Source organism: Azonexus hydrophilus DSM 23864, assembly GCF_000429605.1.
GTDB lineage: Bacteria > Pseudomonadota > Gammaproteobacteria > Burkholderiales > Rhodocyclaceae > Azonexus > Azonexus hydrophilus.
Genome location: NZ_KE386925.1, coordinates 114,792 through 126,345, shown reverse-complemented (window position 1 = coordinate 126,345; position 11,554 = coordinate 114,792). Strand labels below are relative to the sequence as shown.

General features: G+C 63.5%; 13 protein-coding genes, 2 tRNA genes and 1 riboswitch. Of the genes, 3 read left to right on the top strand and 12 right to left on the bottom strand.

What is annotated here, in order from left to right; all coding sequences use genetic code 11:
• Nucleotides 1–38: 38 nt before the first annotated feature.
• From G471_RS0111865 to G471_RS18405, 5 genes are all read right to left on the bottom strand, one after another.
• Nucleotides 39–719, bottom strand: a complete 681-nt coding sequence (locus G471_RS0111865) for a trimeric intracellular cation channel family protein (protein ID WP_043421580.1) — start codon at nucleotides 717–719, stop codon at nucleotides 39–41.
• 51 nt (nucleotides 720–770) lie between these two features.
• Nucleotides 771–880: riboswitch (glycine riboswitch) on the bottom strand.
• 179 nt (nucleotides 881–1,059) lie between these two features.
• Entirely contained in the window at nucleotides 1,060–1,626 is a 567-nt protein-coding gene (locus G471_RS0111860; protein ID WP_028995530.1) for an SUR7/PalI family protein, read from the bottom strand.
• Between the two features lie 12 nt (nucleotides 1,627–1,638).
• Entirely contained in the window at nucleotides 1,639–1,899 is a 261-nt protein-coding gene (locus tag G471_RS0111855; RefSeq protein ID WP_028995529.1) for a hypothetical protein, read from the bottom strand.
• A 131-nt stretch (nucleotides 1,900–2,030) separates the two neighbouring features.
• A tRNA-Asn gene (locus G471_RS0111850) sits at nucleotides 2,031–2,106 on the bottom strand.
• A gap of 77 nt (nucleotides 2,107–2,183) precedes the next feature.
• Nucleotides 2,184–3,299 carry a GGDEF domain-containing protein gene (locus tag G471_RS18405; RefSeq protein ID WP_051295461.1) on the bottom strand — a complete coding sequence of 372 codons (1,116 nt, stop codon included), beginning with the start codon at nucleotides 3,297–3,299 and terminating at the stop codon, nucleotides 2,184–2,186.
• A gap of 234 nt (nucleotides 3,300–3,533) precedes the next feature.
• On the opposite strand from G471_RS18405, the gene G471_RS0111840 reads away from it, so the two are divergent.
• Together G471_RS0111840 and G471_RS0111835 are read left to right on the top strand one after the other, a co-directional pair.
• Nucleotides 3,534–3,854, top strand: coding sequence for a hypothetical protein (locus tag G471_RS0111840; RefSeq protein WP_169720500.1), 321 nt, complete (start codon nucleotides 3,534–3,536; stop codon nucleotides 3,852–3,854).
• Nucleotides 3,851–4,144, top strand: a complete 294-nt coding sequence (locus G471_RS0111835; RefSeq protein WP_028995527.1) for a DUF1330 domain-containing protein — start codon at nucleotides 3,851–3,853, stop codon at nucleotides 4,142–4,144. Before G471_RS0111840 ends, G471_RS0111835 begins: the two co-directional genes overlap by 4 nt.
• 223 nt (nucleotides 4,145–4,367) lie before the next feature.
• On the opposite strand, the gene G471_RS0111830 is transcribed toward G471_RS0111835, so the two are convergent.
• The 7 genes from G471_RS0111830 to yoaA all read right to left on the bottom strand — a co-directional run bounded on the left by G471_RS0111830 (nucleotide 4,368) and on the right by yoaA (nucleotide 10,464).
• Nucleotides 4,368–4,443, bottom strand: a tRNA-Asn gene (locus G471_RS0111830).
• Between the two features lie 55 nt (nucleotides 4,444–4,498).
• Nucleotides 4,499–5,434, bottom strand: coding sequence for a ribosome biogenesis GTPase YlqF (gene ylqF / locus G471_RS17550; RefSeq protein WP_043421577.1), 936 nt, complete (start codon nucleotides 5,432–5,434; stop codon nucleotides 4,499–4,501).
• Between the two features lie 3 nt (nucleotides 5,435–5,437).
• Complete coding sequence (gene moaD, locus G471_RS0111820) at nucleotides 5,438–5,686, bottom strand: molybdopterin converting factor subunit 1 (protein ID WP_028995526.1); 249 nt, start codon at nucleotides 5,684–5,686, stop codon at nucleotides 5,438–5,440.
• Nucleotides 5,683–6,891: a molybdopterin molybdotransferase MoeA gene (locus tag G471_RS0111815; RefSeq protein WP_028995525.1), complete on the bottom strand. Its 1,209-nt coding sequence runs from the start codon at nucleotides 6,889–6,891 to the stop codon at nucleotides 5,683–5,685. The genes moaD and G471_RS0111815 overlap by 4 nt, the downstream gene beginning before the upstream one ends.
• Nucleotides 6,892–6,893: 2 nt before the next feature.
• Nucleotides 6,894–7,391: a molybdopterin-guanine dinucleotide biosynthesis protein B gene (gene mobB, locus G471_RS0111810; protein WP_028995524.1), complete on the bottom strand. Its 498-nt coding sequence runs from the start codon at nucleotides 7,389–7,391 to the stop codon at nucleotides 6,894–6,896.
• Nucleotides 7,392–7,408: 17 nt separating this feature from the next.
• Nucleotides 7,409–8,542, bottom strand: coding sequence for an ATP-grasp domain-containing protein (locus G471_RS0111805; protein WP_028995523.1), 1,134 nt, complete (start codon nucleotides 8,540–8,542; stop codon nucleotides 7,409–7,411).
• Nucleotides 8,539–10,464, bottom strand: a complete 1,926-nt coding sequence (gene yoaA / locus G471_RS0111800; RefSeq protein WP_028995522.1) for a DNA repair helicase YoaA — start codon at nucleotides 10,462–10,464, stop codon at nucleotides 8,539–8,541. Before yoaA ends, G471_RS0111805 begins: the two co-directional genes overlap by 4 nt.
• A gap of 247 nt (nucleotides 10,465–10,711) precedes the next feature.
• Between yoaA and G471_RS0111795 the strand changes: the two genes are divergently transcribed.
• The gene (locus tag G471_RS0111795; protein WP_081700241.1) at nucleotides 10,712–11,554 is read left to right on the top strand and encodes a fumarate reductase cytochrome b subunit; all 843 of its coding nucleotides are present in this window, start codon (nucleotides 10,712–10,714) and stop codon (nucleotides 11,552–11,554) included.

Here is an 11,554-nt window from a genome sequence, read left to right as displayed (position 1 = left end):
CTGTATTTTCATACAGTCATTTTAGCCCAGCCCGCGTTTCAGTCCCAGCGCTGCTGGTAGGAAAAGGTCGGCAGCTTCCAGGCGAAGCGCAGCGCCAGCATGCGGAAACCGAAACCGGCGCCGAAACAGACCAGGGTGATCAGGTCGCTGTCCCAGCCGAGGCCGCGCAGCACCAGGAAGAGCACGCAGACGAACAGCGAGACGCTGGCGTAGAGCTCGCGGCAGAAAACCACCGGCACCTGGTTGCACAGCACGTCGCGCAGCACACCGCCGGAAATCCCGGTGAGCATGCCGGCCATGATCACGACCACCACCGGGTAATCGAGTTGCAGCGCGACGTTGCAGCCGATCAGCGAGAAGGCGACCAAGCCGAGCGCATCGAGCATCAGGAAGACGCGCTTCATGTGGTGCATGAAGCGGGCGATCAGCGTCGTCGCCAGGCCGGCGAGGATGACCAGATAAACGTACTCGGGATGCTGGGTCCAGCCGATCGGGTAGTTGCCGAGCACGACGTCGCGGATCGTCCCACCGCCGAGCGCGGTAACAAAGGCGATCACGGCGACGCCGAAGAAATCCATGTCGCGGCGGCCGGCGGCCAGCGCGCCAGACATCGCCTCGGCGGCGATGGCGACCAGGTAGACGACCAGCAGCAGATCGAACTGCTTGGTGGCGAGCGGTTGAAAAACGTGGGCGAGACTGTCGAACAGCGAGGCAAACATCAAAAGGACTCCGTCAGAAAGCGGAAACCCCTGAGCGGGTGTTTCCGTGACGCCTCTCCCCCTGTCCTTTTACCTGAGAGTTTCGGCTCCTCGGAGCCTGCCCCTTCGGTGAGTTGCCAAGCGCCGGGACGCTCGCAACTACTCTCCAGCCGGCGAATCATTTCAGCAGTTCGGCATGCCTGAGCGATTATGGGAGTTTGCGCCTTCGGCGGAGCGCTGGCCAAGCAGCGCTCTCTCTCCTGCAGAGCGGCGGATTATCGGCAGCGCCGGGGCTACCTGTCAATCGGTTCAGGCGAACAGGCCGGGCAGCTCGGCGTATTCGAGAATAGCAGGACCAGATTCAACTCAAGGGATAGGCCATATGCACCCGTTCCGGGGCCAGCCGACGCAATTCCTGCATGAGTTCCGGCGCAGAAAAGCTGTATTGGTGCGACAACAGCCGCACATAACCGATCACTTGCGCGTTGCCGATGCTGTAAATGTGATCGAGCACCGAATACCCCCGCAACGGCAGCGACGGATCGATCTTGAACCACAGGCTCATGCCGTTGTAGCCCTGATGCACCTGAATGTCGTGAACCTGCGCCCAGGGGATCAAGCCATCGTACCTTAGCGGGTAATGGATGCCCTGGCGGTCGAGGCGCACGGCCATAGACGGCCGCAAGCCGCTGAACAGCACCGCGATGTGGCCCCAGAGCACATACAGGGAACCGAGCACGAACAGGAAGATGAAAACGATCAGGAAGATAAGCAGCAGCCAGTCGAAGAGCGCCGGGCCAAAAACATCCTTGCGCGTCAGCGCAAGCAACATGACGAGAGAAATGCCGGCAGCAAACCCCAGCAGGAGAATGGCCATCAGCAGCCCAGGATAATTCGGCCTGATCGTCAAGGTATCGGCATCGTCCATGAGGAACCGTCCCTACTCGGCGCCGCGATTTTCAGCCTGGACCGGCTCGGGCACTTGAGCCGGCCTGGCAATCCGGCGTCCAAGCCAGACAACGAGCAGACCTGCGCCGAGGAAAAAGATGCCTTCAATGGCAATCAGCCAGGCATAGGCGCGGATTGAGGCATCCGAGTTAGCATCCAGCAAAGCAAAGCCGTAAGTCCATAACGAATGTGCCACGCTGAACCAGCCCAGCCATTGCACGACTTTGCCGATTGTCTGATTGCTCAGGCTCATCACGGTCCCCCACCATGGTTTTGATTGACGCAATCGATTGCACCGATCTGCGTGTGGCTCATTCTAAGTCAATCATGGCAGACCCAGATAGCAAAAAGCCCGCTGATTAGCGGGCTAAGTGCTTGAATCCATGGCTCCTCGACCTGGGCTCGAACCAGGGACCTACGGATTAACAGTCCGGCGCTCTACCGACTGAGCTATCGAGGAATCTCGCTGCCTGAGCGGCGAAGGCGCGCATTATAGACGTAAAAACCGCACCCGGACCAGACTTTTTCCGCTGTCTTTCAGGCGGTCAGTGGCGGCGCGATCACCACCCGGTTGCGGCCCTGCGCCTTGGCTGCGTACATTGCCTGGTCGCCGCGTCGCATCAGAGACGACAGGCTCTCGCCTGCTCCTTCGGTAATCGCCACGCCAATGCTCACCGTCGGCGTCACCAGCCCTTCGTGGAGTTGGCAGCGTAGCTGCTCCACCGCGACACGCAGCCGCTCGGCCGCCGCGCCTGCCTCGTCGAGCCCGGTTTCCGGCATCAGGATGGCAAATTCCTCACCGCCCAGCCGGGCCAGGCAATCGTTGCCGCGCACGCTTTCGGCGCACACCGCGGCCACCGCCTTGAGCACCTCGTCGCCGGCCAGATGACCATAGGTATCGTTGATCGGCTTGAAGTGGTCGATATCCACCATCAGCAGTGCCAACGGATGGCGGTAACGCGCCGCCCGCTGCAGTTCCACCTCGCCGGTCTCGATGAAATGGCGGCGGTTGGCCAGCCCGGTCAGTGCATCACGCTTGACCTGACGTTCCAGTTCGCTGATCAACTGGTCGTTGCGCTGGCGCAGCAGCAGAGCCTCCAGCGTACTGGCATGGATCTTCAGGCCGACCAGCAGCATCAGCGCAATGTAGAGCAAGCCGAGCGCGGTCAGGCCGACACTGAACAGACTGCCGTCAATCAACGGCGGTCCGACCAGCGCCACCGCCGGCGCCACCAGATCGGACAGCAGCAGGCGCCGGTGCGGATTGCTCATCACCACAGTCAGCGAGATCAAACCCACATGCACCAGCATGACGAACATCAAGCTGCTCAGATCACCCGGCTGATAAGCCCAGACCACGATGGACGACCACATCGCCATGTGCGCCCCGTGCGCCAGCGCAATCCGCCGCGCCCAGTGTCCGGCCTCCTCGACCGGCGCACGACGGAAGCGCAGATACACGCTCACATAGACCGCGATCACCACCAGTTCCACGCCCGCCCACAGCACCGCCTGCCATACCGGCACCCACAAGGTCAGCAGCGCTGCCACCACGACGGTCAGTGGCGGTGCCAGAAAACGGTCGTGCAGATGATTGTCGACGTACAGTCGCAATTGATGCCAGCGCACAGCGGCGCCATTGACTTCTTCCATGCCCCTCCCCGAATCGGCGACAACTTCGGCCAAGGCCCATGTTAGCGCACAAGGCAGCGGACCATCATTATGCAGGGTAATTCCCCTGACAAAACCCAAGCGCCGGACTATCCTTCGGATTCCGGACCACCCCGAAACCACGACCCCCATGCTCCCGGCCCTCAGCGAGATACACTGGTATGTGGATCATCCTCATTCCTGCTGGCAATGATCGGCACCGTCTTCAAGAACAACATGCGCGAAAAAACCCTGTCCAGATTCATTGTCCTGGCAATCCTACTTGGCGTAGTCAGCTACATACTCGGTCTCAGCGACTTGCTTTCTGACGCTGACCTGAAAATCCAATTCAGATACGTCTTCATGTGTGCTTTGGGTGTAACGCCGTTACTGATAATGGTGAAGATCGTTTCGCGCTTATCCCTGGAGGCGCTCAAGGGAACGCGGCTGTCGACGCTTGAAGGCATGTTCATGCTCTACTATTTATTCCTGTCCAAGGAAGCACGTGAAGCTTGGCGAGCTTATATAGAAGAACAGAAAGCAAAGGAGACAAAATGAGCGTCAAGATCATCGGCCTGATCCGCCTGAAAGACCCGGCAGCCTTCGAAACCTACCGCAGCCAGGTCGGCGCCACCGTCGAACGCCACGGCGGCAGCGTCGTCGCCCGTGGCACGGTCGACAAGACATACTGGAACCAACTCGCCTGCACACCCTTCGAGGCCTACGTCGAACTCAGCTTCCCGAGCGCCGAAGATGCCGACCGCTGGGCTGCCAGTCTGGAATATCAGGCCATCGTGCCTGTCCGGACTGAAGCGATGGATTTGATGCTATTTCGGGTTGTTGGGTAGGGGGAAAGGCGCTGAAGTTCGTTGGACCTTTCGCCTGCAATCGGCCAACTGCGGCCATACAAAAAATTTCTGCAAAGCAGACGCTCGACAAGATGTCCGTTGCATGAATGGTTGATTGCAGCCATCAACGCCACATGGATCAGTCGAGCTGAGCAGCAAAATGCAGCAAAACCTTCGGACAACAAAAAGCCCACTCCGAAAAGTGGGCTTTTTGCTTGAGTCCTGGCTCCTCGACCTGGGCTCGAACCAGGGACCTACGGATTAACAGTCCGGCGCTCTACCGACTGAGCTATCGAGGAAAAGTCTCGCCGGGTGGCGAGCGGCGCGAATTATAACCAGCTTTTTGGAAAAGGCCTAGTGGTCGCCGTCTTCATCGGTTATTGGGGTGTTTTCCGGATTTTCCGGGGGAAGCGCTGCGGCCTGGGCCAATTGCGCCTGACGGGCTTCGCGCAGGCTCGGGGTTTCCAGGCTGATGCGGCCGAGGGTGCCGGTACGGTAATCGTTGAGCAGGATGCCGGCGGCTTTTTCGAGGTCGAGTTCGCCGCCGCGGCCCTTGATCAGGCAGCCGCGCTTTTTGGCGATGCCTTCGAGCACGGCGACCGCGTCCATGCCCTGCAGGTCGAAGCCGTAGCGGGCCTTGAGCAGCGCCGGGTAGTGGTCGAGCAGGTAGCCGGCGAGCCAGGTGGCGACTTCATCGTCGATGTAAGCGTTGACGCCGACCGAGTGGCTGGCGGCCATCATCAGGCCGTCGATCGGGTGGTCGATCTTCGGCCAGAGCATGCCCGGCGTGTCGTAGATGGTCAGCCGCGAGCTGATGTCGATGCGCTGCTGGCTCTTGGTCACCGCCGGCTGGTCGCCGACGGCGGCGACCTTCTTCTTGACCAGCGCGTTCATCAGCGTCGATTTGCCGACGTTGGGGATGCCCATGATCATCAGTCGCAGCGGCTTGACCGCGTCGTTGCGGTGCGGCGCCAGCTTCTGCGCCAGGCCGGGAATCTTGGCGACGTCGCCGGCCTTCTTGCACGAGATGGCGACCGCCATCACGCCCGGCTGCTTGCCGAAGTATTCCAGCCAGGCCTTGGTCACCGCCGGGTCGGCGATGTCGGCCTTGTTCAGCAGCTTCAGGCAGGGGCGCTGGCGGAAGGTGCGCAGCTCGTGAATCATCGGGTTGCTGGACGCCTGCGGCAGGCGGGCGTCGAGCACTTCGACGACGACGTCGGCCATGGCCAGCGTCTCGCCCGCTTTCTTGCGGGCCTGGGTCATGTGACCGGGGAACCATTGAATCGACATCGTTCAGCCTCCGGTCACGGGCGGGAAGAAGGCAATTTCGTCGCCGGCCTTGACCGGCGCGTCGGCCTTGCACATTTCCTGGTTGACCGCGCAGCGCAGGTTCTTGGCGGTCGCCAGTTCGGCCCTGCCCTGCCCGACCAGCCAGTCGCGCAACTGGCCAACGGTGGCGACGCCGGCCGGCAACTCGACGGTTTCGCCGGCAGTACCGAAGGCTTCGCGCAGGCTGGCGAAGTAAAGGATGTTCACGCTCATGCCAGCAACTCCGCAAAAGTGACGAAGCGGACGCTGTCGCCCGCTTGAACCGCCTGTCCCGGCGGATTGAGGACCAGCCCGTCGCTCCAGCACAGCGAGGTGACGACGGCCGAGCCCTGGTTCGGGTAAAGCTCGACGCGGCCGGCGTCGTTGATCCGGGCGCGCAGGAATTCGAGGCGGCTGTCCGGCCGGCTCCAGGTGAAATCGGCAGTCAGCGGCAGCACCTTGGGGCGCACGTCGGCAACGCCTTGCAGGCGCAGGATGAAGGGGCGGACCAGCATCAGGCAGGTGACAAAGGCGGCGACCGGGTTGCCCGGCAGGCCGATGAACCAGGCGGTGCCACCTTCCGGTTTATTGACTTCGCCGAAAGCCAGCGGCTTGCCCGGCTTGATCGCGATCTTCCACATGTCGAGCCGGCCTTCGGCTTCGACCGCCGGTTTGACGTGGTCTTCCTCGCCGACCGAGACGCCGCCGCTGGTGACGATCAGGTCGTTGTCGGCGGCGGCGCGGCGCAGTGCGTCGCGGGTGGCGTCGAGGCAATCGGGCACGCTGCCGAGGTCGCGCACTTCGCAGCCCAGGCCTTCGAGCAGTGCGCGCAGCGCGTAGCGGTTGGAGTTGTAGATGGCGCCGGGCGGCAGCGGCTCGCCGGGCTGGACCAGTTCGTCGCCGGTAAAGAACATGCCGACGCGAACGCGCCGATGCACCGGCAGTTCCGGCAGGCCGGCCGAGGCGGCGAGCGCGATTTCCTGGGCGCGCAGGCGGATGCCGGCGGGCAGGATTTCGTTACCGGTGGCGATGTCCTCGCCGCTGCGGCGGATGTTCTCGCCATCGCGCGGGACGTGGTTGATGACGACGCTGTCGCCGACGGCTTCGCAGCGTTCCTGCATGATCACCGCGTCGCAGCCGGGCGGCACCGGCGCGCCGGTGAAGATGCGGGCGGCGGTGCCGGGCTGCAGTGCACTGCCGACCGTGCCGGCGGGAATGCGCTGGCTGACCGGCAAGGTCACGCCGATCTGCGCCACATCGGCCAGGCGCACAGCGTAGCCGTCCATCGCCGAATTGTCGAGCGGCGGCACATTCACCGTGGCTACCTGCGCCTGCGCCAGCACGCGGCCAGCGGCGGCGGTAATCGGCACATGGCGGGTTTCGGCCACCGGGCTGGCAGCGGCGAGCAGTTGTTCAAGCGCTTGTTCGTAACTGAGCATGGTCAGACCTTGAGTTGGCAGTGATCGACGATGAAGTCGGCGACGGCGGCGATGTCGTTGAGCGGCAGCACCGGAATGGTCGCGGCAATAGCTTCGTCGCTGGCCACGGCGACGATGTCGTCGCGCTCGGCGAACAGTGGCGGCTTGCCGCTGGCCGGCCGGTGGACTTCCAGCTTGGGCACCGGTTCCTGCTTGAAGCCTTCGACCAGCACTAGGTCGCACGGCGCCAGTCGGGTCAGCAGGTCGGCCAGTTGCGGCTCGGGTTCGTCGCGGCATTCGTGCATCAGCGCCCAGCGCGTGCCGCAGGCGAGCATGACTTCGGAGGCGCCGGCCTCGCGGTGGCGGTAGGAATCCTTGCCGGGTTTGTCGATGTCGAAACCGTGGTGCGCGTGCTTGATCACCGAGACCTTGAGGCCGCGCGCGGTCAGCGCCGGAATCAGCTTTTCCAGCAGCGTCGTCTTGCCGGAGCCGGACCAGCCGGCGATGCCAAAAACTTTCATGGCCGAATTCTACCTGTTCAAGCCGCAAACACCGGCGCGAAACCGCCGCCGGGAGTACGGAAATTGGTCGTCTGCCCCTGATACAGGCGGGCGGCGACACACTGGATATGGCCGTCGTATACGAAGCAGCGGAAGTCGGCCTTCATCGTCTGCGCCTCGCCATTGACGATGACCTCGTGCTCGGACGGCGGCGCGATTTCCTGGGCAATGTAGTGGCCGGCGAGGATGTCTTCGAAGACGCGCTTGGTCAGCTTGTCGCCGCGATAGGCGGCGCGACTGCCGAAGCCGGTGGGCGGCTTGAAGAACCAGCGCTTGCGCTCGGCCCACAGCGTTTCGGCCTGCGCCGGATCGACGGCGATGGTGCGCGGCACGCCAGCCAGCAGGATGCGCTGCGTGGCGGCATCGATGCCGAGCGCGGCGAGCTTGTCGGCATCGGACAAAAGCATCAGGTGGCGCTTGTCGGCATGTGTGGCGTGCGCCGCCGGATGCGGGGTCAGGACCACGCCGCCGGCCTGGAAGAGTGCGCGGATGGCGCGGCAGGGCTCGCCTTCGAGATAGAAATCGGTCAGCCGGTTGTACACCAGATCGATCGGCTGGCCGTCGTGAAGCAGACGCTGGCCGTCGCGGACGAAATCGGCCGGGTCGGCGATCACCGCATCGATGCCGTTGGCGGCGAACAGATCGCGGAACAACTCGAACTCCGGCGCCAGAAACTGCCCGGCCGGCGCTTCATCGACGATGGCGATGCGCGTCAGCGGCGCGTCGCCGCGTTCCAGCCGCCATTCGGCGCGGAACATCTCGAGGATCTCGGCAACGAAGGTGGCCGCCTCGTCGGCATGGCCGTGCGCGGCGAGCAGGTAGGCGTTGAGCAGACCACCGCCGGCATTGGTGTTGATCTCGATGAGTTTCGGGCCGGCCGGCGTCAGATGGAAGTCGTAGCCCATGAACACGCTGCGCGCGACGACCGGCCAGCGCGCGCTTTCCGGCGCCCGGGCGAGCACCTCGGCGCGGAAGGCGGGCAAGGCCAGGACCATCTCGATGGCGCCGACAATCTCGGCCATGGCTTCGAGCTGCGCCTTGTCGACGCGGATGTCGGCGGCAGAGAAAAGTTGCGGCTGGCGGGCGGCCAGTTGGTCGAAGGTGGTTTTCATCGGTTGGCAAAAAAGTCGAGGACGACCTGCAGTTCGCGGGTGCGCTTCATCGGTGGCAGACTTTGCCATACGCGACGGCCGTAAGGCTTTGATATAAGTCGTGGATCGCAGATCATCAGCACGCCCTTGTCGGTCTCGTCGCGGATCAGCCGGCCGGCGCCCTGCTTGACGTTGATCACGGCGCGCGGCAGCTGGTATTCCATGAAGGCGTTGCGGCCCTGCTTCTTCATTTCCTCGATGCGTGCCGCCAGCACCGGATCGTCGGGCGGTGCGAAGGGAATCTTGTCGATGACCACCAGCGACAGCGCCTCGCCGCGCACGTCGACGCCTTCCCAGAAACTCTGGCTGCCGACCAGGATCGCCGCGCCGTGGTGGCGGAAGCGCTGCAGCAGGTCGTTCTTGCTGCCCTCGCCCTGGACCAGCAGCGGCATGTCGAGGCCTTCGTCTTCGAGCCTGGCCTTGAGCAGTTCGTGGGTACGGCGCATCGCGCGCAGACTGGTGCACAGGAAGAAGGCACCGCCACCGGCCGCCTTGACCGCCGGCCATGCGGCGTCGACGACGGACTCGGTGTAGTTCCAGGCGTTCGGGTCGGGCATGCCCAGCGGCGCGTAGAGCACGGCCTGCTCGCCGTAGTCGAAGGGACTGTGCCAGCAGGCCGAATCCGGTTCGCCGAGGCCGAGTTCGGCGCAGTAATGGTGGAACTTGCCCTGCACGGCTAGCGTTGCCGAGGTGAAGATCCAGGCGCGCGGATGACCGCCCATCTGCTTGCGGAAGATGTTGGCGACGTCGAGCGGCGTCGCGTTCAGTTGCAGCGAGTGGGTGAAAGCCTCACCCCAATACACATAGCCGGCGTCGGCCGGCTGCTGCCACTGACTCAGGCGCTGGACCAGTTCGCCGGCGCGCTGCCAGCATTTTTCCAGCCCTTCGGCGCGCTCGGCCTGGGTTTCGAGGATGGCGGCAAAGCGGGCGATTTCTTCGAGCAGCCCCTGCAGTGCCGGGGCGAATTCCGGTTTTTCCAGCAACTGGCCGGCGGAAAAACGGCCGGCGTCGATGCCGACGGCCAGGCGCAGATCCTTGGCCGCCTTCTCCAGCGACTTGCTGGCGACCGGCAGATCGAGGCAGTCACGGGCGTGAGTCAGCGCCTCGGTCCGCGCATCGCGGGCGAGATCGAGGAATTGCGCGGTCGACACGCTGTCGCCGAAGAACAGCGTCGCCACTTCCGGCAACTGGTGCGCCTCGTCGAAGATCACCGTGTTGCAGGCCGGCAGGAGTTCGGCCATGCCCTCGTCGCGCAGCATCACGTCGGCAAAGAACAGGTGGTGATTGACCACCACCAGATCGGCCGCCATCGCCTCCTTGCGCGCCTGCATGACGAAGCATTCCTTGTAGTCCGGGCATTCCTGACCGAGGCAGTTGTCGCGCGTCGAGGTGACGTGCCCCCACACCGGCGAGTTTTCGTTCACCTCGACGCACTCGGCCTTGTCGCCGCTCTGCGTTGTCTTGGCGAAAACCGAGATGCGGCGGGCGTCGGCGGCGTCCTCGCGGGTCAGGAAACGACCGTCGGCGAGCGAGCGTTGCAGGTGGTAGGGACAGACGTAATTGGCGCGACCCTTGAGCAGCGCAATCTTGACCGGCGCCTTGAGGATGTCGCGCACGGTCGGCAGATCCTTGTTGAACAACTGGTCCTGCAGCGTCTTGGTCCCGGTCGACACGATCACCTTGCCGTTCGACTTCAGCGCCGGCACCAGGTAGGCGAAGGTCTTGCCGGTGCCGGTACCGGCTTCGGCGATGAACACCGCGTTGTTCTTGATGGCCTCGGCGATGCGCTCGGCCATTTCGACCTGTTGCGGACGAATGCGGTAGCCGTCGATGGCACGCGCAAAGGCGCCATCGGGCGAGAAGATTTCCTGGAGGGTAGACAAGGTGCGGTTTTCGGGGGAGGTCTAGGCGGCGGATGCGGCCCGCAGCATCTTAACAGAAGCAGGCAGCAAGCATCGGAAACACCATGCTGCACCGCCGCATTGAAAACCACAAAAGCAATAAAACAATTGATAGACAGAACATTACGAATTGTTGCATTGCACAATTAATTGTCGGCAATTCGTTCCGGGCGTGATAAATTGCAGCCATAACAACAGCCAGAAAAGCGTCCGGAAAGGAAGATCAGCCATGCGCCAAATCGCCAAAACCGCCCTCGCCCCCGCCCTTCCGGAAAATCCCCCAGCCGCCGCCCGCCCACAGCAAAACGACCGGGCCCACCGGGTGCTCACCGATACCCAGCCGGCCAACAGCCGCTGGCCGGCACGTCTTGACCTGCTGCAGAGCCTCAGCGGCCTGGTGCTGGCGTTGTTTCTCGTCGCCCACATGTTTTTTGTCGCGACCATCCTGATCAGCCACGAACTGTTCTACAGCGTCGCCCGTTTCTTCGAGGGAGGATGGTTGTTCGGTGAGCCGCAGCCGGCGCTGGTGTCGATGGTTGCCGCTGGCGTCACCGGCCTGCTGGTCGCCCATGCCTGGCTGGCGATGCGGAAAATCCCCGCCGGCTATCGCCAGTACCACGCCTTCTCCACCCATCGGCGCCGGCTGCGCCACGGCGATACCAGCTTGTGGTGGCTGCAGGTGATGACCGGCTTCGCGCTGTTTTTCCTGACCACCATCCATCTTTACGACATGGTCAGCCAACCCCAGCTGATCGGCCCGTACGAATCCGCCGACCGTGTATGGACCGGCGGCATGTGGCCGATCTATCTGGCGCTGCTGTTCACCGCCGAAGTCCATGGCGGTATCGGCCTGTACCGGCTGGCGGTCAAATGGGGCTGGTTCGTCGGTGATGACGCCAATGCCGGACGCCGTCGCCTGCGCCACATCCGCCACGCCTTCAGCGCCTTCTTCATCACCCTCGGCCTGGTCACGCTGCTGGCCTACATCGACCTGGGTCGCGCCCACGCCGACCGCGCCGGCGAGCGCTACCTGCCGCCGGGACAGACGACGGTCGACCACGGAAAGCACTGA

Excerpts from the sequence above, each read along its gene's own strand:
- G471_RS0111855 (WP_028995529.1), bottom strand. The coding sequence starts at position 1,899 with ATGAGCCTGAGCAATCAGACAATCGGCAAAGTCGTGCAATGGCTGGGC.
- G471_RS18405 (WP_051295461.1), bottom strand. The coding sequence starts at position 3,299 with ATGGAAGAAGTCAATGGCGCCGCTGTGCGCTGGCATCAATTGCGACTG.
- G471_RS0111840 (WP_169720500.1), top strand. The coding sequence starts at position 3,534 with ATGCGCGAAAAAACCCTGTCCAGATTCATTGTCCTGGCAATCCTACTT.
- mobB (WP_028995524.1), bottom strand. The coding sequence starts at position 7,391 with ATGAAAGTTTTTGGCATCGCCGGCTGGTCCGGCTCCGGCAAGACGACG.
- G471_RS0111815 (WP_028995525.1), bottom strand. The coding sequence starts at position 6,891 with ATGCTCAGTTACGAACAAGCGCTTGAACAACTGCTCGCCGCTGCCAGC.
- G471_RS0111860 (WP_028995530.1), bottom strand. The coding sequence starts at position 1,626 with ATGGACGATGCCGATACCTTGACGATCAGGCCGAATTATCCTGGGCTG.
- G471_RS0111835 (WP_028995527.1), top strand. The coding sequence starts at position 3,851 with ATGAGCGTCAAGATCATCGGCCTGATCCGCCTGAAAGACCCGGCAGCC.
- G471_RS0111795 (WP_081700241.1), top strand. The coding sequence starts at position 10,712 with ATGCGCCAAATCGCCAAAACCGCCCTCGCCCCCGCCCTTCCGGAAAAT.
- ylqF (WP_043421577.1), bottom strand. The coding sequence starts at position 5,434 with ATGTCGATTCAATGGTTCCCCGGTCACATGACCCAGGCCCGCAAGAAA.
- G471_RS0111865 (WP_043421580.1), bottom strand. The coding sequence starts at position 719 with ATGTTTGCCTCGCTGTTCGACAGTCTCGCCCACGTTTTTCAACCGCTC.
- moaD (WP_028995526.1), bottom strand. The coding sequence starts at position 5,686 with ATGAGCGTGAACATCCTTTACTTCGCCAGCCTGCGCGAAGCCTTCGGT.
- G471_RS0111805 (WP_028995523.1), bottom strand. The coding sequence starts at position 8,542 with ATGAAAACCACCTTCGACCAACTGGCCGCCCGCCAGCCGCAACTTTTC.